This window comes from Aquitalea sp. LB_tupeE, from assembly GCF_013391415.1.
Lineage (GTDB): Bacteria > Pseudomonadota > Gammaproteobacteria > Burkholderiales > Chromobacteriaceae > Aquitalea.
Genome location: NZ_JACAXB010000030.1, coordinates 38,721 through 62,779, shown reverse-complemented (window position 1 = coordinate 62,779; position 24,059 = coordinate 38,721). Strand labels below are relative to the sequence as shown.

At 59.7% G+C, this 24,059-nt stretch carries 22 protein-coding genes and 1 pseudogene; 13 read left to right on the top strand and 10 right to left on the bottom strand.

Annotated features, from left to right (window positions below; translation table 11 throughout):
• Positions 1–58: 58 nt before the first annotated feature.
• Positions 59–1,258 (bottom strand): GGDEF domain-containing protein, encoded by a 1,200-nt coding sequence (locus HWX34_RS15265; RefSeq protein ID WP_178973042.1) that lies wholly within the window; start codon positions 1,256–1,258, stop codon positions 59–61.
• A gap of 178 nt (positions 1,259–1,436) precedes the next feature.
• Here HWX34_RS15265 and HWX34_RS15260 point away from each other — a divergent pair, with 178 nt between their 5' ends.
• From HWX34_RS15260 to HWX34_RS15250, 3 genes are all read left to right on the top strand, one after another.
• On the top strand, positions 1,437–1,637 hold the full coding sequence (locus tag HWX34_RS15260) for a hypothetical protein (RefSeq protein ID WP_178973041.1): 201 nt from the start codon (positions 1,437–1,439) through the stop codon (positions 1,635–1,637).
• A 223-nt stretch (positions 1,638–1,860) separates the two neighbouring features.
• Positions 1,861–2,568 carry a GTP cyclohydrolase I gene (gene folE, locus HWX34_RS15255; RefSeq protein ID WP_178973040.1) on the top strand — a complete coding sequence of 236 codons (708 nt, stop codon included), beginning with the start codon at positions 1,861–1,863 and terminating at the stop codon, positions 2,566–2,568.
• A 1-nt stretch (position 2,569) separates the two neighbouring features.
• Complete coding sequence (locus HWX34_RS15250) at positions 2,570–2,995, top strand: BLUF domain-containing protein (protein ID WP_178973039.1); 426 nt, start codon at positions 2,570–2,572, stop codon at positions 2,993–2,995.
• A 22-nt stretch (positions 2,996–3,017) separates the two neighbouring features.
• Here the strand turns inward: HWX34_RS15250 and HWX34_RS15245 are convergent, their stop codons facing one another.
• On the bottom strand, positions 3,018–4,376 hold the full coding sequence (locus HWX34_RS15245; RefSeq protein WP_178973038.1) for an ATP-binding protein: 1,359 nt from the start codon (positions 4,374–4,376) through the stop codon (positions 3,018–3,020).
• Between the two features lies 1 nt (position 4,377).
• Positions 4,378–5,064, bottom strand: coding sequence for a response regulator transcription factor (locus HWX34_RS15240; protein WP_178973037.1), 687 nt, complete (start codon positions 5,062–5,064; stop codon positions 4,378–4,380).
• A gap of 565 nt (positions 5,065–5,629) precedes the next feature.
• On the opposite strand from HWX34_RS15240, the gene HWX34_RS15235 reads away from it, so the two are divergent.
• A complete protein-coding gene (locus HWX34_RS15235; protein WP_178973036.1) occupies positions 5,630–6,358 on the top strand; it encodes a cellulose 1,4-beta-cellobiosidase in 729 nt (242 codons plus the stop codon).
• Here HWX34_RS15235 and HWX34_RS15230 read toward each other — a convergent pair.
• The 5 genes and pseudogenes from HWX34_RS15230 to HWX34_RS15210 all read right to left on the bottom strand — a co-directional run bounded on the left by HWX34_RS15230 (position 6,355) and on the right by HWX34_RS15210 (position 14,331).
• A complete protein-coding gene (locus HWX34_RS15230; protein WP_178973035.1) occupies positions 6,355–7,272 on the bottom strand; it encodes a LysR family transcriptional regulator in 918 nt (305 codons plus the stop codon). The two genes, HWX34_RS15235 and HWX34_RS15230, sit on opposite strands and share 4 nt — an antisense overlap.
• A gap of 82 nt (positions 7,273–7,354) precedes the next feature.
• The gene (locus HWX34_RS15225) at positions 7,355–8,161 is read right to left on the bottom strand and encodes an ABC transporter substrate-binding protein (RefSeq protein WP_178973034.1); all 807 of its coding nucleotides are present in this window, start codon (positions 8,159–8,161) and stop codon (positions 7,355–7,357) included.
• A gap of 16 nt (positions 8,162–8,177) precedes the next feature.
• Positions 8,178–9,536 (bottom strand): annotated as a pseudogene (gene tldD, locus HWX34_RS15220) (metalloprotease TldD); the annotation flags it as partial.
• 98 nt (positions 9,537–9,634) lie between these two features.
• Complete coding sequence (locus HWX34_RS15215; protein WP_178973032.1) at positions 9,635–10,441, bottom strand: carbon-nitrogen hydrolase family protein; 807 nt, start codon at positions 10,439–10,441, stop codon at positions 9,635–9,637.
• Positions 10,438–14,331, bottom strand: coding sequence for a YhdP family protein (locus HWX34_RS15210; RefSeq protein WP_178973031.1), 3,894 nt, complete (start codon positions 14,329–14,331; stop codon positions 10,438–10,440). Before HWX34_RS15210 ends, HWX34_RS15215 begins: the two co-directional genes overlap by 4 nt.
• Positions 14,332–14,390: 59 nt before the next feature.
• Between HWX34_RS15210 and glnE the strand changes: the two genes are divergently transcribed.
• The 6 genes from glnE (at position 14,391) to HWX34_RS15180 (ending at position 20,806) form a co-directional block, all read left to right on the top strand.
• Positions 14,391–17,072 (top strand): bifunctional [glutamate--ammonia ligase]-adenylyl-L-tyrosine phosphorylase/[glutamate--ammonia-ligase] adenylyltransferase, encoded by a 2,682-nt coding sequence (gene glnE, locus HWX34_RS15205; protein ID WP_178973030.1) that lies wholly within the window; start codon positions 14,391–14,393, stop codon positions 17,070–17,072.
• 87 nt (positions 17,073–17,159) lie between these two features.
• Entirely contained in the window at positions 17,160–18,083 is a 924-nt protein-coding gene (locus HWX34_RS15200) for a branched-chain amino acid transaminase (protein ID WP_178973029.1), read from the top strand.
• A gap of 50 nt (positions 18,084–18,133) precedes the next feature.
• Positions 18,134–18,334 carry a zinc-finger domain-containing protein gene (locus HWX34_RS15195; RefSeq protein WP_045845093.1) on the top strand — a complete coding sequence of 67 codons (201 nt, stop codon included), beginning with the start codon at positions 18,134–18,136 and terminating at the stop codon, positions 18,332–18,334.
• Positions 18,335–18,462: 128 nt separating this feature from the next.
• A complete protein-coding gene (gene waaF / locus HWX34_RS15190; RefSeq protein ID WP_178973028.1) occupies positions 18,463–19,515 on the top strand; it encodes a lipopolysaccharide heptosyltransferase II in 1,053 nt (350 codons plus the stop codon).
• Positions 19,516–19,523: 8 nt separating this feature from the next.
• Positions 19,524–20,114, top strand: coding sequence for a TetR/AcrR family transcriptional regulator (locus HWX34_RS15185; RefSeq protein WP_045845094.1), 591 nt, complete (start codon positions 19,524–19,526; stop codon positions 20,112–20,114).
• A gap of 95 nt (positions 20,115–20,209) precedes the next feature.
• Complete coding sequence (locus HWX34_RS15180; protein ID WP_178973027.1) at positions 20,210–20,806, top strand: hypothetical protein; 597 nt, start codon at positions 20,210–20,212, stop codon at positions 20,804–20,806.
• A gap of 76 nt (positions 20,807–20,882) precedes the next feature.
• On the opposite strand, the gene HWX34_RS15175 is transcribed toward HWX34_RS15180, so the two are convergent.
• Complete coding sequence (locus HWX34_RS15175; RefSeq protein WP_178973026.1) at positions 20,883–21,527, bottom strand: tetratricopeptide repeat protein; 645 nt, start codon at positions 21,525–21,527, stop codon at positions 20,883–20,885.
• Positions 21,528–21,617: 90 nt separating this feature from the next.
• Positions 21,618–21,809, bottom strand: coding sequence for a putative motility protein (locus tag HWX34_RS15170; protein WP_131359417.1), 192 nt, complete (start codon positions 21,807–21,809; stop codon positions 21,618–21,620).
• A gap of 118 nt (positions 21,810–21,927) precedes the next feature.
• Between HWX34_RS15170 and trxB the strand changes: the two genes are divergently transcribed.
• From trxB to HWX34_RS15155, 3 genes are all read left to right on the top strand, one after another.
• Positions 21,928–22,881 (top strand): thioredoxin-disulfide reductase, encoded by a 954-nt coding sequence (gene trxB / locus HWX34_RS15165; RefSeq protein WP_062789245.1) that lies wholly within the window; start codon positions 21,928–21,930, stop codon positions 22,879–22,881.
• Positions 22,882–22,885: 4 nt separating this feature from the next.
• Positions 22,886–23,518 (top strand): Smr/MutS family protein, encoded by a 633-nt coding sequence (locus HWX34_RS15160; protein ID WP_178973025.1) that lies wholly within the window; start codon positions 22,886–22,888, stop codon positions 23,516–23,518.
• 82 nt (positions 23,519–23,600) lie between these two features.
• Positions 23,601–24,053, top strand: a complete 453-nt coding sequence (locus tag HWX34_RS15155) for a peroxiredoxin (protein ID WP_045845099.1) — start codon at positions 23,601–23,603, stop codon at positions 24,051–24,053.
• Positions 24,054–24,059: the final 6 nt, after the last annotated feature.

Here is a 24,059-nt window from a genome sequence, read left to right as displayed (position 1 = left end):
TAAAATTCACCACCTCACCCAAAAGCCGCAACATGCGGCTTTTTTTGGGGGGGCAACATCATATGTGTCCGGCAATGGCAGCTGTCGTAGCCCCGGCCAGACTGACTTCAACCCGGTTCCGACCGGTATTTTTGGCATAATACAGCGCCTGATCAGCCCGACGGCATAGCTGATCGAAGCTTTCCCCGCCCTGCCACGCCGCCACGCCAATACTGATGCTATAGCGGCACTCGCCAAACCGACTACTCACCGGATTTTGCTGGGCATGCAAGCGTAGCCGTTCGGCCACCTGTCCCGCTGCGTCCAGCGCGGTATCCGGCAACAGGACGGCAAACTCTTCGCCACCCAATCTTCCCAGTGCATCATGGCTACGCAAGTGACCACGTACCATTCCGGCAAATGCGCACAGTACCTCGTCGCCTGCAGCATGACCGAAGGTGTCATTGATATTCTTGAAGTGGTCCAGGTCTATCAGCAGCAAAACCAGTGGCCGACGCGTAGCCGCCGCTTGCAGGATCAATTGCTGTCCGGTGGCAAACAAATGCTTGCGTGATAGCGCACCGGTCATGAAATCACGATTGGCCGCATCCTCAGCCTGCGTTTGCAAGGATTCGTGCAGTATCAGCACCGCAGACATGGACAAGGCTGGCATGATGGCAGCGCCCAGGCACAGCAGGATGATGTTCCAGCCACTGGCCAGCATGATGCTGGTCGGTACCGGATTGAGATGGTAAAAATAGATGGCCCGTACCACCTGGGTCACGGCCAGCAGGCAGGACAGGCCAGTCAGCAAGCGATAATGGACACTGCGCCGATGGCCGCGATAATGCGACACCATCAACCATGCTGTTGCCAGGCACACCAGCGCGGCATAAATGGAAATAGCCATCACCCGCATGGGCAGGCTGTTATCGACATAGCGCCAGTACGTCACGCCCAGCACTTGCAGAATCGCCCCGCCAAGCAGCAGGCGCCAGCGTGGCGGGCGACCCAGAAAGCACGCGCAGCCCGCATAGTACATGGCCAGGGACAAGGCCTGTACGCCATTAGCCAGCACAATGGAAATGCTGTCCGGCACCATGCCGCGCAATCCCAGCAAAGGCAGGTAGATGACAACCGCGCAATTGGCCACCAGCCATTGCCACACGCCGGGCAGGCCGCTACGCCGCAGCGAAGCAAAGGCCATACACAGTGCCATGCTCAGCAATTCGGTAGTCAGGAAGATCGGTGCCAGCACCAGCGCGGGATCGATAGTCATCAAATGGATTAGTCTGCCAACATCTGCCGCCATGGTGGCACAAGCACACAACTCGGACAGAATACAATCCAGCTTTATACCAAAAATGACAGCTAACGACAGCATTTAAAACAAATATTCACATTCAACCAGCATGCAGGCACAATCCCAACAACACATGCCACCTGCAGCGCATACCATGCCCATAACCGCAGATGCAGCAAACAGGCAGCGCCATTGCCTGGATTGCCAGCACTATCACATCAGCCATGATGTCCGTTTTCCGTATGCCTGCCGCGCACTGAAAATCAAGAGCAAGCGTCAGCCCTGCCAGGATGTGCTGGAAGCCTCCGGCCAGCCTTGCTTGTACCGGCGACAGAAATCCGCAACCAAGCCTTGAAAGGCGACAGCGACGTCTCCATTTGACTATGCTGATTCCGGTTTTTCTTTTCCCTGCCCTTGCTGCGCATTACCATGCAGGATCAAGAAAGATCACCGGCAGCAAACCTGCGCCGTTTGCCACATACATCACGGATTAACAGCGGCTGGTGCCGGGCCTATCCTACTGACCACATTCGGTATCGGGACAGTGCCAGCCATCTAAGATAAAGGCCAAAGCCACCATGAGCAAAACGGACTCCAACGCCATCACCACAGACAGCGTTTCTTCCCGCATACGCTATCGTTTGCAAAATGCCGGCGTGCGCTTTCACGCCAACGACAATATTGCCGATTTCATCGAGGCCGATGAACTGGACCTGCTGCAACAGGAAGTGGCAGAAAAAATGCAGGGCGTGCTGGAAAGCCTGGTGATTGACACGGTGAATGACCACAACACCCAGGACACCGCCCGCCGTGTGGCCAAGATGTTTGTGCGCGAAGTGTTTCGCGGTCGCTATGTGGCCAGCCCGCCCAATACCGAATTCCCGAATATCGAACAGCTCAACGAGCTGATGATCGTCGGCCCCATCACCGTGCGCAGCGCCTGCTCGCACCACCTGTGCCCCATCATGGGAAGGGTGTGGGTGGGGGTGATGCCGAACGAACACTCCAACCTGATTGGTCTGTCCAAATACGCCCGCCTGATTGACTGGGTGATGACGCGCCCGCAAATCCAGGAAGAAGCCGTGATGCAGATTGCCGACCTGCTGATGGACAAACTGCAACCGGATGGCCTGGCCATTGTCATGGAAGCCGATCACTTCTGCATGCACTGGCGTGGCGTGAAGGACAATAATTCCAAGATGACCAACAGCGTGATGCGCGGCTCCTTCCTGCGCGACGCCAATCTGCGCCGGGAATTCCTGTCGCTGATGCACAGAGGAAACTGACATGCTCGTTCGCCTGATTTATGCCAGCCGCAGTGCCACCCCCATCACCAGCGAACTGGTGCGACAGATTCTGGATGCCGCCCACCAGCACAATACCGAACGTGGCATTACCGGTGTGCTGTGTTATGGGGACGGTGTGTTCGTACAGGCCCTGGAGGGCGGGCGCGCGGAAGTGAACGCGCTCTATCAGCAAATTTGCCGGGACAAGCGACATCACGATGTCACTCTGTTGACCTACGAAGAAATCGACCAGCGCGAATTTGCCTGCTGGTCGATGGCTCAGGCACCGCTGGACAAGAAAAATGCCGCCTTGCTGCTGCGGCATTCATCCAGTCCGGTACTGGACCCCTTCCGTCTCAGCGGCCAGACCACTAGCCGTTTGTTGAGTGAACTGGGTCATTCCGGCGGGCTGCGCTCCAAGGGTTAAATCCCAGTCGGCAATAGCGGGCCTAAGCGCCCGCTGCTGCCAACGGCAATGTGATACTGACGCACAACCCGCCCTGCGGCAGATTACTGGCACGAATGCGGCCCTGATGGGTATGCACGATACGTTGCGCCATGGCCAGCCCCAGTCCGTAGCCTCCCGGCTGGCTGTTGTGCTCGCTGCGGAAAAAAGGCTCGAAGATGGTTTCCAGTTCGTGCTCCGGCACCCCTGGACCACAGTCACTCACCTCAACAATAACCTCCGTTTCAGTCCGTCTCACTGCCAGCGTAACCGCACTGCCTTTGCTGGTATGGTGAATGGCGTTACGAATGACGTTCTCCAGCGCACGTGACAGCAACTCCGGCTGCATCATCACCTCAGCCATATCGCTTTGCAGCAGCACAATGCTGCAATCGTTGGCCTGTGCCTCGAACTCGGCATCAGGAATCAGCTCTTCCAGCACAAAGTCGAGCGGTAGCCTCTCTGGTGGATGCTGTGCACCCTCGGCATCCAGCCTGGCCAATGCCAATACCTCGCCCACCAGCGTATCCATACGGCCGGATTCACGCTCGATACGGCCCAGCCAGGTTTCCAGCTGATCCGGTTGCTGGCGGGCCAGGTCGATGGCGGCATTCAGCCTGGCCAGTGGAGAGCGCAATTCGTGCGAGACATCATGAAACAGACGGCGCTGGCCGATGATCAGCTGTTTGAGCCGCTTGGCCAGACTGTCAAAATCGCGCCCAAGGTCGGCCAGCTCGTCACGCCGCCCACCCATTTTCCCCGCCAGATTGACATCCATGTCGCCCTTGGCCACCGACTGGAAAGCATCACTCATCAGGTGGATGGGCTTGGACAGATAGCGCGCCAGAATGGCACCAAATAGCAAGCTGGCCAGCAAGGCTGCAATGACCGGAATCAGCGGAATCGGACCCGGTGCCTCTGGTCCGCCATGGCCGGGGCCTCCCGGACCTGCTGGCCCCCCCGGCATACCAGACATGACTGGCGGCGGTCCTGGCGGCAGCAACACCAGCCGGTAATGCGTACCATCGGCCAGGCTCACCTCCCGTGAAGGACGATGATTGAACAAATCCTGCCCAGGCGCAGCACGCCCCAGCAATTCATGCCCCTGATCATCCAGAATGTACAGATAATCCCGGCCACGCGATTTCATACCTTCCAGTTGCTGGAGCAAGCTGGCGGGTCCTTCTTGACGTAACAAGACGGCGGCCATGTCCAGCAGCGCCCCATCCATCGGGTGGTGCTCTTCGATAACCGCCGCTGTTTCGCTACGGTGCTTGAACCAGAAAACCGCCCCCACGCCGACCACGGTGCAGATTTGCGCCAGCCATAGTATGAGGAACAACTTCCAGAACAAGCGTCCCATTTCAGGCCTTGATGAACTGGTAACCGCGACGCACCACGGTCTGGATGCAGATACGGCCCGGCGCAACCCGTGCCAGCTTCTGGCGAATGCTGCTCATGTGCACATCGACACTGCGGTCAAAACGTGCCAGCGGCCGTCCCAAGGCCTGCTTGGACAGGATATCCTTGCCGACCGGCTGGCCGGCATTGCGCACCAGCAGCTCCAGCAAGCTGTATTCGGTGCTGGTGAGTTCCAGCACGGTCTCCCCCCATTGCGCCCGGCGCTCGCCCGGCCACATGGTCAGCGGGCCTTCGCGCAGCAAGTCAATTTCATGCGCCGGCTGCGCCTGATTGCCGATCCGGCGCAAGATGGCGCGAATCCGGGCCAGCAGTTCACGCGGCGTGCAAGGCTTGGGGACATAGTCATCTGCGCCCAATTCCAGGCCCAGCACCCGGTCGGTATCATCGCCGCGTGCAGTCAGCATGAGGATGGGCAGCATGCTGTGCTCACGTACCCGGCGCAATACCTCCACGCCGCTGATGCCAGGCATCATCACGTCCAGCACCATCAGGTCAAACTGCCCTGACAAGGCCTGCACCACCGCACTGGTGCCATCGCTCACTTTTTGCACCTGACACGCCTCGCGCTCCAGATAGCTACCCAGCATGTCGGCCAACTCAATATCGTCATCCACCAGCAGTATTCGCATTTTCCATCCTGATTATTCTGTCGCCCCCCTCTCCCGGGGGCTTTCGGCAGACATGATCCACATCACGACACGGTGCGGGTGAAGTTTTACTGCCATTTACACCGATTGATGGCGCTTTACGCCGTACTAACCGTTATTAACAATCGCTGCGCGCATCATGTATGACGGTAGCCGCTTGGTCACCCAGCCTGGGTCCCTCTCTCATCCGTGGCGGCTACCACCTCTGGCAGCGGCAGAAATTGCCTGTCAACCGGCCAAAAGCACCGGCAAGTCCCTGTAAGTCATGAATTTTGATCACGCCTGCATCACACTCTCCGGGTGATGGCGGCAATTTTTTCCGCCACGACAACCTGGAGAAATGCCCAGCCAGGCGCAACCTTAACAGAATGCCGGCGCTTTGCCGCACACCCCCACATTCACTAACATTTCCTAACATTTTTTTACGTCTTAACCATTATTTACTGGCCTGGAACTTGCCTGTTACCCGGCATCGCGCCCGCCTGCAGCCATTGGGCATGACTGGCGACAGCGCACCGCTCACGCACTTGTATCAGGAGTATTCATCATGAGCATCTCAGGCATCAGCAGTAGCACTTCCATTTACGCACTGACCGGCAGCAGCCAATCTACCAGCAGCACTTCGGGCACCGGAGAAACCCGTCACCATGGCAAACACCGTGGTGGCAACGACGCCTTCATGCAAAGCGTGGAGCAGGCGCTGAGCCAGCTGGGCATCTCCCTGCAAGCGCCCACCAGCAGCAGCGCCAGCAACAACACCGGCAGCAGCAACAGTGGCAGCAATAGCGCACTGTCCAGCCTGCAAACCCCGCCGCCGCCACCGCCGGACGGTGATGGCGATGCCGACGACAGTGTCAGCAGCAGTACCAGCAGCACCCAAAACCCCAGACAGGCCATGCACACCTTCATGCACGACTTGTTTGCCGCGCTGAAGTCCGGTAGCAATAGCGATAGCAGCAGCGACAGCAGCACCTCAAGCTATGGCAATGCCGAAAGTCAGCTGCAAAGCCTGATCCAGCAGTTGTCCAGCGGCACGTCCAGTAGCTCCGGCACCTTGGGGACGCTGCAAAGCGACTTCAGCAATCTGGTGTCCAGCATCCAGGCCGCCAATGGCAGTAGCGCCAGCGATTCCAGCACCTCCGGCAGTAGCACATCGGGGAGCAGCACCTCAGCCAATCTGCAATCCTTCCTGAGCGCACTGCTGCAAAACCTGCAGAACAGCCAGACCAATCAATATGCGTCATCGGTGGGCAGCCTGATCAGCACACAGGGTTAAGCGGCATCCGGCAGCGCCGCGACGTGACGTTGCAGGCGCTGTTGCAGGAATTCGCGCAGGCGCACCACCAGCGGCGACAGCATCATCCGGTGCGGGCACACCAGGTAGAGGGGAGCCCGTTCGGTCTGGTAATCAGGCAGCAAGGCCTGCAAAGTGCCAGCCTTAAGGTCGTCCAGCACATCCAGCCTGGACTTGTAGGCAATTCCGAGCCCGGACAGCGCCCAGCGGCGTACGATTTCGCCATCGTCACTTTTCAGCCGTCCATCCACCGCCACGCTGGCCCACTCACCCTGATGGCCAAAGCGCCAGCGCTCGTGCAAGGCATCGCCCAGCACAAAACGCAGGCAGGCGTGCGCGGCCAAGTCTTCGGGCTTGCGTGGATGGCCATGTCGGGCCAGATAGTCTGGTGAAGCGCACAACACGCGCCGGTTATCCGGCAACAAGGGCAGCGCCACCAGGCTGGAGTCTTCCGGAACGCCATAGCGCAGGGCCAGGTCCACCGGCATGCGGTATAAATCGGCCAGTCGATCACTGATATGCAGCTGCAAGCGCACCGCAGGATGCTCAGCCAGAAACTCATCCAGCCAGGGGCGCAACCGTTGCCGGCCGATATCCGATGGCATGGACAGGCTGAGCAGCCCTTGCAGTGCTTCCCTGCCAACGGCCAGCGCCTGGGCACCAGCCTGCAAGGCCTCCAGCGCCACGCTGGCATGCGCCAGATAGCGCTCGCCATCAGCAGTCAGCCGCAGGCTGCGGGTGGAGCGCACCAGCAGGCGACTGCCCAGTTCCTGCTCCAGACGCTTGAGCGCGGCACTGGCCACTGCCGGGCTGATATCCAGCGCACGTGCAGCGGCTGACAGGCTGCCCAGCTGCGCGGTTTGCAGCAGAATCTGCACATCCTCCAGCCTGACCATGCATCCCCCGGCAAAATTCAGAATCAAACACAGCAAGACAGACTGATAACCCCGCTGCAACCCCGGTCAGCGAGGACCCTGTTCAGGGCAGAAAGGATTTCATATTGTACTTCTGCACCAGCTGCTGGTAAGCAGCCGTCTGGCGGTAACGCCGCAATGCATCCACGTAAGCGTCTATCCGTCCGCTCGGCATGGACTTGCGGGAAAAACCAAGATAGAAATCGCCAATCAGCCAGTGAGGCTGATGCAGGGCCACCACCTGGGAGGACAAGCCCGGCATGGCCAGCTCCAGCGACTGCAGCGACGTGCCATAGGCCACTGCAATATCAATGCGACCGGCCAGCAGCTTGGAAAACACTTCTTCCTTGGAGCTGGCATTCATGTCGATCTTCCAGCATGTCTGCATGGCATCCTGCACGGTCTGCCCATAGAAATAATTGCTGGCCGCCGCCATGCGAAATCCGGCATAACGGCAGGGGTCATTGCTGTCGGGAAAGCGCTGCTGCTGGTTGCGGCGGACAAACAGGCCGGCATATTGCCGGTGCTGGATAGCCACCGGCAGGAACACGGCATAGCGCTCCCGCTCTTCGGTGCGGGCCAGGTAGCTCAGCGCGTCTACCTGCCCCAGTTGCAGGCTGCGCAATGCACGTTGCCAGGGCATGGGCTTGTAAATCACATGCCAGCCCAGCCGGGTGGCCACCTGGTCGATTTCTTCCAGATGAAAACCACCATGGGCCTTGCCATCCCCCTGCACATACTCAAAGGGATGGTTGTCGGACTCCTCGACGGCAACAACAAAGTCCTGGCCCAAGGCAACGCCACTGACACACAAGCCAGTCAGCAGCAGCAACCGGCAAACGCAGGCCTGCACGGCCTTACTGTGCCTCATGACTGAAAAATCCCGCTCAGCCTGCCGTCCCGCCAACAGTCAGGCCGCCATCGATGCGCAAGGTGGGCTGCCCCACGCCCACCGGCACGCTCTGACCTTCCTTGCCGCAAACGCCCACGCCCTGATCCAGCGCCATATCGTTGCCTATCATGGAAACATGGCCCAGCACGTCCGGCCCGTTGCCGATCAGTGTGGCACCCTTGACCGGATAGGTCAGCTTGCCGTTTTCGATACGCCAGGCTTCCGATGCGGAAAACACGAACTTGCCGCTGGTGATATCCACCTGACCACCACCAAAATTGGCGGCATACAGGCCGTCCTTCACCGAGGCGATGATCTCTGCCGGGTCATGCTGGCCACCGAGCATGTAGGTATTGGTCATGCGCGGCATCGGGATATGCGCGTAGGATTCGCGACGGCCATTGCCGGTGGGTGCCACCTGCATCAACCGGGCATTCATGGCATCCTGCATATAGCCCTTGAGGATACCGTCCTCGATCAGCACGGTGCGATTGGTCTGGTTGCCTTCGTCGTCAATCGCCAGCGAACCGCGACGGCCATCCAGCGTGCCGTCATCCACCACGGTTACACCGGCTGCCGCCACGCGCTGCCCCAGCTTGCCAGAGAAGGCCGATGTGCCCTTGCGGTTGAAGTCGCCTTCCAGCCCATGGCCAATGGCTTCATGCAGCAGCACACCCGGCCAGCCGGAGCCCAGCACCACGGTCATCTGCCCGGCTGGTGCCGGGCGCGCCTCCAGATTGATCAATGCCTGGTCTACCGCCTGACGCACGTATTGCTCCACCAGCGCATCGTCAAAGCGGGTGAGGTCGAAACGGCCACCGCCGCCGCCAGAACCCTGCTCGCGTCGACCGTTGTGCTCCACGATGACATGCACCGACAGGCGCACCAGCGGGCGCACATCCGCAGCCCGCACACCATCGTGACGGGCCACGTACACCACATCGTATTCGGAGGCGACGCCAGCCATCACCTGCAACACGCGCGGGTCCATCGCACGGGCCAGTTTTTCCACCTTTTCCAGCAGCGCCACTTTGGCCGCTGCCTCCAGGCTGTAACACGGGTCGATGGCAGGGTAAAGATCGCGCGCGCGCTGTGGCGACTGCTTGCCGGCATTGCCATCGCCACCAGCCAATCCGATGGCACGTACTGCATCGGCAGCGCGGGAGATGGCGTCCACGCCGATATCGTCGGAATAGGCAAAGGCTGTCTTGTCGCCAGCAACGGCACGTACCCCTACCCCCTGATCGATACTGAAGCTGCCGGATTTGACAATGCCTTCCTCCAGGCTCCAGCCCTCGCTACGGGTGTACTGGAAATAAAGGTCAGCGTAATCCACAGCATGCTGGCGCATGCGGGAGAAGGTTTTTTCGATCACAGACTCATCCACGCCAAAAGGCGAGAGCAGCAGTTGATCGGCAATGGTGAAAGCGTCTTGCATGGTGGGTCTTTCTGTCAAAGCACGCGGTGCGCCAGCGCGGGCAAGCCGCTACGCACCGATTGCAGCAATGCGGGGTCGAGTTCGGCCAGCACGACACCTTCGCCGCTGGCCTGTTGCGCCAGAATGCGCCCCCAGGGATCGATAATCATGGATTGACCATGGGTACGGCGACCATTTTCATGTGTCCCCCCCTGGCCGGAGGCAATCACGAAACATTGGTTTTCAATGGCACGTGCGCGCATCAGCACTTCCCAATGCGCCTCACCAGTGGTGGCCGTGAATGCAGCGGGCAGAATCATCACGTCAAACGGCGCAAGCTGACGGAACAGCTCGGGAAAGCGCAAATCGTAACAGATGCCGCAGGCGACTTCCGCCAGACCGATATCCACCTTCACCGGCACCTGTCCGGCAACGATGCTGTCCGACTCGCAATAACGTTCGCCATTTCCGGTATAGCCAAACAGATGAATCTTGTCGTAACGCGCCTGCACCACACCGTCAGGGTCGAATACCAAGGTGGTGTTGAACACCTTGCCAGCTTCCGGGCTCTGCAGCGGGATGGTGCCAGCGGCCAGCCATACCTTGTTGTCACGCGCCATGGCGGCTAGCGCAGTCTGCAAGGGGCCACTGCCCATCTCTTCGCAGATGGCCACCTTGTCGCCATCTTTTCTGCCCATCAGGCAAAAATATTCCGGCAGTACCACAAAGGCCGCACCGGCAGCGGCGGCTTTGGCCACCAGCGCCGCAGCACGGGACAGGTTGGCTGCTACATCGGTTCCGGACACCATCTGCACGGCAGCCGCAATAAATTTCTGTTTCATGGCGTGATGATCCGCTTGCTGTTTCTCAAAGGTTCCACTGCCCGCTTTTCCACCTTGGGATTGGCAAAGGAACCGGTCAGGTCATACTCGACCGACAAAATCTTGCCGACCGGATCTTGCAATACTTTCTGCGCTGCCAGCGCTGCCACACCGACCACGGGGTTGAGCAGCGCCGCCCCGGCAGCCAGCGCCACGCTCTCCGCCAGATGCGGCTGTACCTTGATGTGTACATCCTGGGTTTCGTCGGCCAGATTCACCTGCCCGTTAAGGAAGACATCTGCCGCCGGGCCTTTCAGATGCACATTATCAGAAACAAATACACCCTTGCTGATGCGGGCATCACCGCTGATGGAGTCAAAGGCAAAACCGTCACTGAACACATCGGTGAAATCCAGCTTCACCCGCCGGGTAAGTGACTGCAGGCTCAATACGCCGAGCAGACGGGCGGCACCTGGGTCCACCTTGGCAAAGCGGCCGTTCTTCAAAGACAGGGTCATGTCCCCGGACAGCTGTTTGACACTGAGATCGAACAAGCCGCCCGGCCAGCGCATATTGCCCGCCAGCGTACCCTCGCCCTTGCGGAAAGTGTCCTGCAAGCCCACGCGGGCCAGCAGTTTGCCTACATCAGTACTGTCTACCCGGTAACGGGCATACACTTCCTTGCCATCCTCGCTGCGCCGCACCCGGACACTACCCTGCAAACTGCCTTCGGCCGCATCCAGCCGCAAGGGATTGAGCAACCAGTCACGCCCTTCGCGACGCGCCCGCACATCCAGCTTACCCACCGAGCGGTTCTGGTACACCAGGTCGCCCACATGGATATCCAGTGCCGGCCAGTCGCCCTTGTCCGACATCGTGTTGTCGCCATCAGCCGCACTGCCTTTTTCCGGCGGATTGAGCAGCGCATATGCCAGATTGGCGCGCAGCAGGCCGTTTCCTTCCGGCAAGTATTCAATATTGCCACTCATTTCATGCGCCCGCACATCCAGCGACCAGCCGTGGCGAATCCGCCGGTTGCCAAGGCTGGCCGTCACCTTGTGCAGACTGCCAGCCCAGCTGTCCAGCTGCGGCGTTTCCAGATCAATCTGCAAAGGCAGATCAATCTGCAAGGGCTTGCCCGCAGTTGCCGCATTGCCATGCAAACCGGAAGGCCCGGCAATGGCATCAACCCAGGCGGGTAAATCCACCTTCGGCGCAGCCAGACGCAACAGCAAGCCTTCGTCAGGCAGCTTGCCCAGCGGACGACCGGAGGCAATCACCCCGGTTTTCAGGTTGCCATGCTCATCCAGCAACAGGCTGCCGCTGGCCACGGTGCCGACATCCAGGTCCAGCCGTACCGGCTGTTGTGCCGTCTTGCCGGGTGTCACCCGCAATGACAACGGCAGCACGTCCGCCGCCGGTTTGCCTGCCGGAGCCGGGGCCAGAATACTGACGCCCTGCAAGCCGGACTGCACCGTCAGGTTTTCCAGGCCCTTTTGCACGGCAAACTGAATGCCGAACGGTGCATGACCGCTGACGTAAGGAGCCAGCACCGGCAGATAGCGCTCCAACGCCTGCTTGCTGTCTGCCTCGCCACGGATATCAAAATTCATGCGCCCGGCCGCTGTGCTGGCTGCCTTCAGCACAAAGGCTCCGCCCAGCGCCTTGAATGCCACACCGTTGGATTCCACCCCGTGCTCGGTAAAAGTCAGCGTGCCTTGCGCCTGGGACAGCGGCGGAATCGGCAGCGTGCGGAAAACCAGTTGATTGCCGGACAGCAATATGTCGCCACGTACCTTGGGCGTTTCATGGCCGGACAAGGGGATGCCCAGTTTGAGATTGAGCGCGGCATTGCCGCCACCTTGCAGATTGCCGGTAAAACCATCCAGCCAGCCGTCCACCGGGCTAGCCGTGGTGAATTTCAGCATGCTGGCCAACGGCCCTTGCGCCCGGCCCAACACCGTCAAAACCGGCTGGGTGGCACCCAGATTATCTATCCCCACCTGCACGGCAGTCAGCGGCACGCCCAGCGTAGTGGCGGAGCGCGCGGCAATCAGCATTTTTTCGTTATGGAAACCCAGGTCAGCCTGGATATTGTCGATGGTGGGCCAGCCTTTTTCATACAGCAGCTTGCCCCGCTCCACCTTGGCATCCACGCTGAACTGCCCGCCCTTGCCACCGGCAAAGGGAAAGTCGGCCAGATCGCCTTTCAGAATCATGCGCACGTCACGGGCGGTACCGCCCAGCAAGGCTTGCTTCAGCCAGCGCAGGGTATCCTCACCCACTGCATGCGGCAGGTAGGCCGGCACCCGCTCAGCCGCCACCCGATCCACGCTGGCGGTGAAGTCCACCACGCCGGGGCCGCTTTCACCATGATGGTAATGGCCGCCAAAACGCCCCGTCAGGTCGGCATTGGCAAAACTGATATCCTGAAAATCAACATCGGTTTGCTTGCCCTGGTTTTTCCAGTCCACCCGGGCATTGAGCCGGTCAAAATTCAACAACTGCGGAAATACCACCGGATAATTCAGCGCGGCATGACGGCTGTCCAGTTGCAGGCTGCCGCCCTGCTCGCCAAAACGCAGCGTACCGCTGACGCCACTGATGCCCGGCACCGTGGCAAAGGCCTGCCAGGCCAGCGAATCAAAACGGGTGGCCACCGTATATTGGCGCGGTGACTGCAGCGGCCCGGTCCAGGCCAGCGACAGGTTTTTCAACTGGCCGCTGGGTGCAAAGCGGGAGAACAGCGAATTGCCATCCCCACCCAGCGCACGGATGAACGGCGTCAGATGGGCCACATTGACATTATCCAGCGTCAACTGGCCATGCCCTTGCTCGCCCGGCAACCAGTCGCCACGAATGCTGGAATTGTCGAAAGCCAGACCGCTGGAACTGGCCAGCGTCAGGCTGGAGGCATTGATGACGTACGCCCCCTTGGCCGAGCGCTCCAGCTGTAACTTGCCGCTGATCACAGGCAATACCAGGGTGCGGGCATCGTGCAGGGTGTAGGCGGCATTGTGAATGCTGACATCGGCCTGCAAGCTGTTGATATGTCCGTCAGAAAAATCAGCCTCCAGCGTGCCACTGCCCTCGCCACGATTCACCAGACCGACTTTTTCCATATAGCGCGACAGCATGCCCGCCTGCGCCCCATTGAGCCGGACACGGACACTGCCCGACCAGTCGCGCCACTGGCTGAAATCATTACCACGCCAGGACAGCTCCATGTCGAAGCCTTTACCCAGCGTGGCCACGGGGCGGCCAGACAGCGTCAGACGATGGCCCAGCAGGGTTTTGCCCAGAATCAGCTGACCACCTTGCAAGTCCAGCCGCGGCAGCCCGAACATTTTGTCTTCCCAGCTGATGTGCGCCTGGCTGATTTCAATATGTCGCTGACGCAGCAGCCAGTTGGCGGAGGGTTCGCTCCCGGCAGCTTGCGGCTTGGCAGGACTGGCGGACAAGTCAAAGCCGTTGAGCAGGATATGACCATCGACATTGCGTACCAGCGCCACACTGGGGCCCTGAATCACAATGCTGGAAAACAGCGGCTGCCAGGACAATAAGGACAACCAGGAAGGCAGCACCGTCACTTGCTGCAAGGTCAGCGCATCGCCACTTACCGGATTGGCAATACGCAGCCCACCCAGTTGCAGCTGCGGTGCCATGTCCTGCCATTGCCACTGCCCGGACAGGGCCGCAATGCTCACCTGCCGCCCACTGGCCTCGGACAGGCTGTGCTCCAGTTGTGGACGGAATTGCTCCAGCCTGGGCAGAAACCACCAGTTGAATACGGAAAATGCGCTGCCCACCACCAGGACTGCCAGCACCAGCAACAGGCCGGCCATACGCAGGACTTTGCGCAGCAAGCGGATGACGTGGATTCTGGCCAGCAGATACAGGGGCTTTTCCAAATGAGCTAAACCGATACAATGAAGTGTTATCAGGACCAACCAGCGAGTGCAGCGCCATTATGCCAGCAAACCCGGAGCATGCCATTGCCCAGAGCCGTGCCTTTTCACTTTATCTGGACCGGCTGCTGACTGCACGGCCAGAGCAACTGACGTTGTTGCAAGCACGCCTGTTACATCCTTTTGATGCTGCTGAAATGGCCGACTTTGCGCCATGGGATACGCTGGACAGCCCGGAGGCCATGTGCGCCGCCTTGCGCCAGCTGCGCCAGGCGGTAATGGCCCGCCTGATCACTCGGGACCATAACGGCCTGGCCACGCTGGACGAAGTGGTCAGCACCATCAGCCAGCTGGCCGAATTTGCCGTGCAACAGTCACTGGCGTCAGCCTGTCGCGCCTTGCCGCAATATGGCCAGCCCATCGGCGAGGACAGTGGCGAAGTTCAGCAACTCATCGTCATCGGCATGGGCAAACTGGGCGGTGGCGAGCTGAATGTTTCGTCCGACATCGACCTGATCTTCATCTACCCCGAGGACGGCGAAACCAGCGGCCCACGCAAGATCAGCAATCACGAATACTTCAGCCAGGTGGGCAAGCGCATCATCAGCCTGATCAACGACGTCACGCTGGACGGCCAGGTCTTCCGCGTCGACATGCGCCTGCGTCCTTACGGTGACTCCGGCCCGCTGGTAATGAGCTTCCCGGCACTGGAAAACTACCTGCTCACTCAAGGACGGGAATGGGAACGCTACGCCTGGATCAAGGCCAAGGCACTGACTGGTGATGTAGCTGGTTTGGCCGACATGGTGCGCCCCTTTGTTTACCGCAAGTATCTGGATTACAACGCCTACGGTGCCATGCGCGAGCTGCACGCCCAGATTCGCCGTGAAGTGGCCCGGCGCGACATGGCCGACAACATCAAGCTGGGGCCTGGTGGAATTCGCGAAGTGGAATTCATCGCCCAGGTGTTCCAGCTGATTCGCGGTGGTCGTGACAAAACCCTGCAACTGCGCAGCACCCGCGCCACGCTGGACCGGCTGGCCGAATTGCGCCTGCTGGAACCTGCCGCCGTGGCCGAACTGCAAGAAGCCTATGCCTTCCTGCGCAATCTGGAGCACCGCCTGCAATATCTGGACGACCAGCAAACCCAGACCTTACCCGCCAGCGAAGAAAACCAGATCAAGATTGCCCACAGCATGGGCTACCAGAGCTGGCCCGCCTTCCTGGACGCGCTCAACGCCGAGCGGCGCAAGGTAACGCGTCACTTCGAGCAGGTTTTCATCCTGCCCACCGAAACCGCGCCGGACCACCCGCTGTCCTGCCTGTGGAACGACATTGGCGAGCAAGACCCCTCCCCTCAGCTCACCGCGCTGGGCTTTGACGATGTGCCCGGCGTCAGCGGACAGTTGCGTGCGCTGGCACAAAGCCAGCGTTACCAGCAGATTCCACTGGCTGGCCGCAAAAAATTCGATGCCCTGATGCCGCCGCTGATTGAGGTTTCCACCCATTTTCCCAATCCTGCAGCCACCCTGTCGCGCATCATCGGGCTGATGGAGGCCATCAGCCGCCGCGCATCCTACCTGGCCTTGCTCACCGAATATCCGCAAACCCTGCAACGCTTGGCCACCTTGTGCTCGGCCAGCGCCTGGGTGTCCACCTACCTGACCCGCCACCCCATTTTGCTGGATGAACTGCTGGACGCCCGCGTGCTGTATGCCACGCCGGACTGGCCCACGCTCACCGCCCAGCTGGAAGAACAAATGCAGCAAGCCGATGGCGACATTGAAGCCAAAATGGATACCCTGCGCCACTTCCAGCATGCCCAGGCCTTCCGCCTGGTGGCACAGGACATTGCTGGCATGTGGACGGTGGAAGCCTTGTCCGACCAGTTGTCCATGCTGGCCGACACCGTGCTGGATGCCACGCTGCGCCACGCCTGGCGCGACATTCCCAGCCGCCATACCGATACACCGTGTTTTGCCATCATTGGTTACGGCAAGCTGGGCGGCAAGGAGCTGGGCTACGCCTCGGATCTTGACATCATTTTCCTGTATGACGACGAGCACCCGGACGCCACCGAGCTCTATTCACGCCTGGCACGCAAGATGTCCACCTGGCTGACCAGCGCCACCAGTGCGGGCATCCTGTACGACATCGACCTGCGTCTGCGTCCCAACGGTGCCAGCGGGCTATTGGTCAGCTCGCTGCAGGCCTTCCGCAATTATCAGGAAAAGCAAGCCTGGGTATGGGAGCATCAGGCCCTGACCCGCGCCCGCTACGTGGCCGGCGACAGCACCATCGGCAACGGTTTTGAAACGATACGTCACGATGTCCTCACCCTGCAACGCGAACCTGACACCCTGCGCAGCGAAGTGCTGGGCATGCGTCAGCGCATGCTGGAAAGCCACCCGCCACACGAGCATGACGTCAAACATGCGCGCGGCGGCATCATCGACATCGAATTCATCGTGCAATACCTGATTCTGGCCCATGCACGTCAGCTACCGGCCTTTACCGGCAATACCGGCAACATCGCCCTGCTGGCAGTGGCAGCCGACGCCGGGCTGATCAGCCACGAACTGGCCGAACAGGGCCGCAGCGCCTACCGTTACTACCGCAAACTGCAGCATGCCGCCCGGCTGAACGAAAGCAGCAAGGTGGAAGTCAACGACACACTGCGTCAGCACTACCGACAAGCCCAGACGCTATGGCTGCAGGTTTTTGGCGCAGATAGCTTGTCCTGACCGGCTTTTTCACCCGCGACGGTTCACAACGGCAACACTGGCGGTATAATTGCCCGCTAACAAAACACAATGACGGAGAGCTCCAAGATGTCGATGGCAGATCGTGACGGATTCATCTGGTATGACGGCAAACTGGTTGACTGGCGCGATGCCACCACCCACGTACTGACCCACACCCTGCATTACGGCATGGGCGTGTTCGAGGGTGTACGCGCCTACGAAACCCCCAAAGGCCCGGCCATCTTCCGCCTGCAGGACCACACCGACCGCCTGTTCCGCTCCGCCAAGATCCTGGGCATGAACCTGCCCTTCAGCAAGGACGACATCAATCAGGCACACCTGGACGTGGTGAAAGCCAACAAGCTGTCCTCCTGCTATTTCCGTCCGATGGCCTTCTACGGCTCCGGCAAACTGGGCGTGGCACCGAAAAAAGACGACGTACAAGTCATCGTTGCTGCCTGGCCGTGGGGTGCTTACCTGGGTGAAGAAGGCCTGGAAAAGGGCATTCGCGTGAAGACATCGTCCTTTACCCGTCATCATGTCAACATCACCATGTGCAAGGCCAAGGCCAACGGCAACTACATGAACTCCATCCTGGCCAACAACGAGGCCACGGCAGACGGCTACGACGAAGCCCTGCTGCTGGACGTAGATGGCTTCGTGGCTGAAGGCTCGGGCGAGAACATCTTTATCGTGCGCAAGGGCAAGCTGTACACGCCGGACCTGACTTCCGCCCTGGAAGGCATCACCCGCGACACTGTGGTACAGATTGCCCAGGAGCAAGGCCTGGAAATCATCGAAAAACGTATCACCCGCGATGAAGTCTACAGTGCCGACGAAGCCTTCTTCACCGGCACCGCCGCCGAAGTCACCCCGATCCGCGAGCTGGATCGTCGTGCTATCGGCGAAGGCACGCGCGGCCCGATCACCGCCGCCATCCAGCAAAAGTACTTCAATATCGTGAAGGGCCTGGATGCCGAACACGAACACTGGCTGACCTACGTCAAGTAAACACACCCAAGCAGCAAGGGCCGGCGCTGCCGGCCTGACAAGGAAAGACAATGGCTGAACTTAAAGAAAATACCCGTCGCGTCATCGAAGTCACCGCGAAGGACCTGCCCCTGCACTGCCCGATGCCGGACATGGTGGCATGGAACTCCCACCCGCGCGTTTTCCTGCCGGTACACAAGACCGGTGAAGCACTGTGCCCTTACTGTGGCACCCAGTACAAGCTGGTAGGCCCGGTCGGACACCACCACTAAGCCAGCGCCTGGCTGACGGCATGCGAAAGGTGCGGGCTTCCGCACCTTTTTCGCTTGCCCGCTCACCAAATCAACGCCAGCTTGCCTCATGCATACAGGCTGGCGCTGATTTGGAAGCGGAATTTTTCATGAAGAAAAAAATACTGGTCATCGGCCCCTCATGGGTTGGCGACAGCGTCATGGCCCAGCCACTCTACCAGCGGCTGCACCAGCGCCACCCGGGGCTGGAACTGCATGTATTTGCCCCGGCCTGGACCCTGCCCCTACTGGCACGCATGCCGGAAGTAGCCAAAGCACACCTCAATCCTTTCGGACATGGTGCACTGCGCTTGCGCGAACGCTGGGAAACCGCCCGCAAGCTCAAGGCGGAAGGCTTCGATCAGGCCATCGTGCTGCCCAACTCCATCAAATCGGCCTTGATTCCCTTCTTTGCCGGCATCCCGCTACGCACTGGCTTCATCGGTGAATCGCGCTACTGGATACTCAACGACACCCGAGAACTGGACGAGCAAGCGCTACCGATGATGGTGGAGCGCTTTTGCGCACTGGCCGAAGAGCGCAACGCACCGCTGCCACGCCCCATCGACCACCCGGCCTTGGTTACCAATCCGCAAAGTCAGCTGGAAACAGCCCGCCGCCTGCAACTGGACACCAGCCGCCCGATTGTCGCCTTCTGCCCTGGTGCGGAATACGGCCCGGCCAAACGCTGGCCGGCGCGACACTTTGCCGAACTGGCCAAACGCTTTGCTGCCACGGGCTTTGCCGTCTGGCTGTTCGGCTCTGGCAAAGACAAGGAAATCGGCGATGACATCGCCCGTCTGGCCGAAGGTACGGCCACCAACCTGTGCGGCAGCACCGGTCTGGAGGAGGCCATCGACCTGATGGGCCTGACCCGGCTTGCTGTCTGCAACGACTCCGGCCTGATGCACGTTGCCGCAGCGCTTGGGAAACCGTTGGTCGCACTGTACGGTTCCTCCAGCCCGGACTTCACCCCGCCACTGTCGGATCAGGCGGCAGTGGTAAGCCTCAACCTGGATTGCAGCCCCTGTTTCGAACGAAAATGCCCCTACCAGCACACCAATTGCCTGGAACAGCTGGGGCCGGACCTGGCATGGCAGGCTGCACAACGTTTTCTGCCCGAACTGGGCAATACCATCACTCAACTGACCCGTAGCACATAGGCTGAACCATGAGCGCACAAGACAAGAACAATCAGCCCGAGGAAAACAGCCGCCGCATGGAACTGGTGAGGGCCGCTGCCAAACTGTTTCGCGACCAAGGCTACGAACGCACCACCGTGCGCGACCTGGGCAATGCAGTGGGACTGCAATCGGGCAGCCTGTTTTATCACTTCCGCACCAAGGAAGAAATCCTGGTTGCCGTCATGGCACTGGGCATTACCGCCACCACCGAGCAATTGAGCGAAGCCATTGCCCGCGCCCGCAGCCCGCGTGACAAGCTGTCGGCCCTGTTTCATGTCCATCTGAATTCGCTGCTGGGTGATAACCAGGCAGCCCTGGAAGTGATGCTGTACGAATGGCGCAGCGTCTCAGCGGCGGCAAAACCTGGCCTGATCGTGCTGCGTGATCGCTACGAAGCACTGTGGCAAGAGGTTCTGGACGAAGCTGCCGCCGCCGGACTGGTCAAGCAGGATACCCGCCTGCTGCGCCGCACGCTGCTGGGCAGCCTGCACTGGTCGGTGCAGTGGTACAAGTCCGAGGGTGAACTGAGTGTGGATGCGCTGGCAGAGCGCATGCTGGCCCTGGTACTGTTGAAGTAATCCCACACTTCCAGCCCGGCCTGGTGATTTATCAGCAAACTCTGGACAAATTGTTCTAAAATCACAGAGTTAGCCTACTAAACAGGAGTTGCGCCATGGACAGCATCTCTCGCCTGCAAAGCAGCAGTGCCAGCACCACGGCCAGCCTGTTGCAGCAGAGCCGCAACAGCCGCGCAGCCAGCACCAGCCAGGCTACGGAAGACACCAGCAGCTCGGCGTCCATCCGTAACGAAATCACCACACAACAGCTGCAAGCCAGTGGTAGCAGCCAGCAAGCTGTTAGCAGCACACCCTCGCGGCAAAGCCAGAATCGCTTCCAGATTGAACAGGCACTGGCCAGCCAGCTGACATCCAGCCAGGCCGCCAGCGTCAGTACAGACAGCACGCGTACCGTGAATGCCAGCCGGGCCAGCAGCGAATCGGACAGCACCGCCAACAGCACCTCGACCGCAGCCACCAGCAGCCGTGGTCGCCAAACCACGGCCAGCAGCAGTCGCAGCAACGATAACGACCGCGACGACAGCAATAGCGTGACCAGCCGTCAGTCTGCCTCGGTTCGCAACCAGGCCCAGCAGACATTGGAAAATCAGAAGAACAGCGGCCAGATTGCCGTAGCGCAGTATCAGAACAATCAGTCCCTGCTGGAGAGCTCTACTCAGGCAAGCAGCCGTAGAGTCAGCGAACAAGCCTGAGCTGGCCGCCATTGAAATTCATCCAAAAAAGAGTACAAGGGTCCACCTCTTGTACTCTTTTTTTGCTTCTGACAGCTTATCTGACGCCATGCTGTGCGGCCAACGCCCTGGCTTTCAACAAACCAGCCTGATCCCCCTGCTTGCCGGCAAGCGCATACCAGCGCACGGCCTCTCGCCAGTCTTCCTTCAGCCCCAGCCCATGTTCATACTGGCTGGCCAGCAAATACTGCGCCCCCACATCGCCCTGCTCTGCCGCCGCCCGATACCAGTGCGCAGCTTGGGCATAGTCCTGTGGCGCACCTCGGCCCAGGTAATACTGCGTGGCTACACTTACCTGCGCATCACGGTGCCCTTGCCGGGCGGCTGCCTCAAACAGGCGGGTGGCCTGCTGCAAATCACGTGGCAGGCCGTCGCCACTTTCATACACCTGCCCCAACACAAACTGGGCTGATGACAGATGTGCGTCGACCGCCTTTTGCAACCACTTCAAGGCCAGCTCGCGGTTGCGCGGCACGCCCTCGCCACGCCAGTACAGCATCGCCAGATCATATTGTGCCACCCTGTCGCCTCGCTCGGCTCCCGCCTTGAACATGGCAAAAGCGACTGCATAATCGCCAGCCTGATAGCTGGACCAGCCGGGCAAGGCAGACTTCTGTGCTACAGCCAGGACTGGCAAGAGCAACACGCACAACAGCAGGGCAAGATTTTTTCCAGGATTCATCTGCCACCTCCTGCCAATTGGTCGTCATGACCGTGCATTTCTTACAGGCGTAAAAAAAGCGGCCAGCGCCGCTTTTCCAATCTGCCCTGCTCAGGCCCGTACATCAATGCTTTGTCCCAGATGGGCCGGATTCGATGCCTGGCTGATTTGTGTACCGGTATCGCTGGCACCCTGCACTAGCGACAGTACCGACTGGCCTTCTGCCTGCAGCGATTTTTTCAGGGCGAACACCTGAGTAGCCGATGAAACATTCTGTCCGCTTACTTGACTTATTCCGTCCATGCCCCCACCTCCGCACTCATTACACGATTTAACAAGTCCAGTTTAGACCGCATGCGCCATTCTGTCATGGCAAAGCTGCTAAAATGACTGTTCAACGACCTAAAACAGGAACAACACGATGAGCAACACCCGTCACAGCCCCCTCCTGATCCTTGGTTCCGGTCCTGCTGGCTATACCGCCGCCGTTTACGCAGCACGTGCCAACCTCAAACCGGTGCTGATTACCGGCCTGGCACAAGGTGGCCAACTGATGACCACCACCGAAGTGGACAACTGGCCTGCCGATGCCAGCGGCGTGATGGGCCCGGAACTGATGCAACGTTTCCAGCAACATGCCGAACGCTTTGGCACCGAAATGATCTTCGATCATATCCACACCACCCACCTGAATGAAAAGCCGATCCGCCTGGTAGGTGATGCCGGTGAATACACCTGCGACGCACTCATCATCGCCACCGGTGCTTCCGCCAAATACCTGGGCCTGCCGTCCGAGCAGGCTTTTGCCGGCAAGGGCGTGTCCGCCTGCGCCACTTGCGATGGTTTCTTCTACCGCAATCAGGATGTTGCCGTGGTAGGTGGCGGCAATACTGCCGTGGAAGAGGCACTGTACCTGGCCAATATCGCCAAGCATGTCACGCTGATTCACCGTCGCGACAGCTTCCGTGCCGAAAAGATCATGATCGACAAGCTGATGTCGCGCGTGGCCGAAGGCAAGATCACCCTGAAGCTGAATGCCAACCTGGATGAAGTGCTGGGCGACGATAGCGGCGTTACCGGTGCCCGCCTGAAATTCAATGACGGCAGCACCGAAGACATCAAGCTGATGGGCGTGTTCATTGCCATCGGCCACCAGCCCAATACCGACATCTTCAAGGGTCAGCTGGAAATGGATGCCACCGGCTACCTGATCACCCGTGGCGGCCGCGAAGGCAATGCCACCCTGACCAGCGTGGATGGCGTGTTTGCCGCTGGTGATGTGCAGGACCACATCTACCGTCAGGCTGTAACCAGCGCTGCCTCCGGTTGCCAGGCCGCGCTGGATGCGGAACGCTATCTGGATAGCCTGAAGTAATATCTTGAAGGCCTTCAAGGATACATTGAAGGAAATCCGCCGGCAGGGGCGTCTGCGTGACACCCCTGCCGGGGCTGTGTCTGTCCCTGCTCCGCCACCCGAACCTGATTTCAAACAGCTGTTCAGCGACGTCAAGCCGCTGAAATGCCAGCCGCGTCATATCCCTCAGCACAAGAAACCCAGCCCTCACCCGCGTCATCGCCACGGTCAGCACGCCCTGTCACACCAGGCCGAAATGGACATGTTGCGCCACATGACAGGCCTGTTCGATCCGCAGGACAGTCTGGTTCAGTATGCCCGACCCGGCATGCCCTGCCAGACGCTCAAGCGTTTGCGCAATGGCCACTGGCCGGTTGCCTGCCAGCTGGATCTGCACGGCATGGACCGTTATCAGGCGCAGGATGCTCTGGCTCTGTTTTTACACCGTGCACGACACCGCGGGCCCTGCTTGCGCATCATCCACGGCAAAGGCTTTGGCTCCAATGGCCAGCCGGTACTGAAAAAGCTGGTGCGCACCTGGCTGAGCCACCATCCGGAAGTACTGGCCTTCTGTCAGGCCAACGAAAACATGGGAGGGGAAGGTGCGCTGCTGGTGCTGATACGACGTGGTCATCAGCCGGAAAGCGGTTCAGAATAAGGATGACAACAGTCAGAAATTTCCGCTAAGCTCAAAGCAAGGCGGTTGCATTCCCACCCACCATCACCGTCAGGAGTCTTGCATGTCAGGCACACCCTGCCCCGACTTCACCCTGCCCGGCACCGCCGGCACTACTTTCTCTCTTTCCGCTGCGCCCAAGCCGCTGGTGATCTACTTCTACCCCAAGGACAACACGCCAGGCTGCACCAACGAAACCATGGATTTCCGCGACCTGCACGCACAGTTTGCCGCCGCTGGGGTCAGCATTGTCGGCATCTCGCGTGACAGCATCAAATCGCATGAAAACTTCAAGGCCAAGCTGGAATTGCCGTTTGAATTGCTATCCGACACGGAGGAAACCGTTTGTACACTGTTTGATGTCATCAAAATGAAAAACATGTACGGCAAACAGGTAAGAGGCATCGAGCGCAGCACCTTTGTGATTGATGCCGCTGGCGTGATCGTACGCGAATGGCGCAAAGTGAAAGTGCCTGGTCATGCTGCTGAAGTTCTTGCCTTTGTAAACACTCTCTAACGCAGT

Excerpts from the sequence above, each read along its gene's own strand:
- HWX34_RS15215 (WP_178973032.1), bottom strand. The coding sequence starts at position 10,441 with ATGAAACAGAAATTTATTGCGGCTGCCGTGCAGATGGTGTCCGGAACC.
- HWX34_RS15180 (WP_178973027.1), top strand. The coding sequence starts at position 20,210 with ATGGACAGCATCTCTCGCCTGCAAAGCAGCAGTGCCAGCACCACGGCC.
- HWX34_RS15245 (WP_178973038.1), bottom strand. The coding sequence starts at position 4,376 with ATGGGACGCTTGTTCTGGAAGTTGTTCCTCATACTATGGCTGGCGCAA.
- HWX34_RS15155 (WP_045845099.1), top strand. The coding sequence starts at position 23,601 with ATGTCAGGCACACCCTGCCCCGACTTCACCCTGCCCGGCACCGCCGGC.
- HWX34_RS15250 (WP_178973039.1), top strand. The coding sequence starts at position 2,570 with ATGCTCGTTCGCCTGATTTATGCCAGCCGCAGTGCCACCCCCATCACC.
- HWX34_RS15265 (WP_178973042.1), bottom strand. The coding sequence starts at position 1,258 with ATGACTATCGATCCCGCGCTGGTGCTGGCACCGATCTTCCTGACTACC.
- HWX34_RS15240 (WP_178973037.1), bottom strand. The coding sequence starts at position 5,064 with ATGCGAATACTGCTGGTGGATGACGATATTGAGTTGGCCGACATGCTG.
- HWX34_RS15225 (WP_178973034.1), bottom strand. The coding sequence starts at position 8,161 with ATGAGGCACAGTAAGGCCGTGCAGGCCTGCGTTTGCCGGTTGCTGCTG.
- HWX34_RS15185 (WP_045845094.1), top strand. The coding sequence starts at position 19,524 with ATGAGCGCACAAGACAAGAACAATCAGCCCGAGGAAAACAGCCGCCGC.
- HWX34_RS15170 (WP_131359417.1), bottom strand. The coding sequence starts at position 21,809 with ATGGACGGAATAAGTCAAGTAAGCGGACAGAATGTTTCATCGGCTACT.
- HWX34_RS15175 (WP_178973026.1), bottom strand. The coding sequence starts at position 21,527 with ATGAATCCTGGAAAAAATCTTGCCCTGCTGTTGTGCGTGTTGCTCTTG.
- HWX34_RS15200 (WP_178973029.1), top strand. The coding sequence starts at position 17,160 with ATGTCGATGGCAGATCGTGACGGATTCATCTGGTATGACGGCAAACTG.
- waaF (WP_178973028.1), top strand. The coding sequence starts at position 18,463 with ATGAAGAAAAAAATACTGGTCATCGGCCCCTCATGGGTTGGCGACAGC.
- folE (WP_178973040.1), top strand. The coding sequence starts at position 1,861 with ATGAGCAAAACGGACTCCAACGCCATCACCACAGACAGCGTTTCTTCC.
- trxB (WP_062789245.1), top strand. The coding sequence starts at position 21,928 with ATGAGCAACACCCGTCACAGCCCCCTCCTGATCCTTGGTTCCGGTCCT.
- HWX34_RS15260 (WP_178973041.1), top strand. The coding sequence starts at position 1,437 with ATGCCCATAACCGCAGATGCAGCAAACAGGCAGCGCCATTGCCTGGAT.
- HWX34_RS15230 (WP_178973035.1), bottom strand. The coding sequence starts at position 7,272 with ATGGTCAGGCTGGAGGATGTGCAGATTCTGCTGCAAACCGCGCAGCTG.
- glnE (WP_178973030.1), top strand. The coding sequence starts at position 14,391 with ATGCCAGCAAACCCGGAGCATGCCATTGCCCAGAGCCGTGCCTTTTCA.
- HWX34_RS15235 (WP_178973036.1), top strand. The coding sequence starts at position 5,630 with ATGAGCATCTCAGGCATCAGCAGTAGCACTTCCATTTACGCACTGACC.
- HWX34_RS15195 (WP_045845093.1), top strand. The coding sequence starts at position 18,134 with ATGGCTGAACTTAAAGAAAATACCCGTCGCGTCATCGAAGTCACCGCG.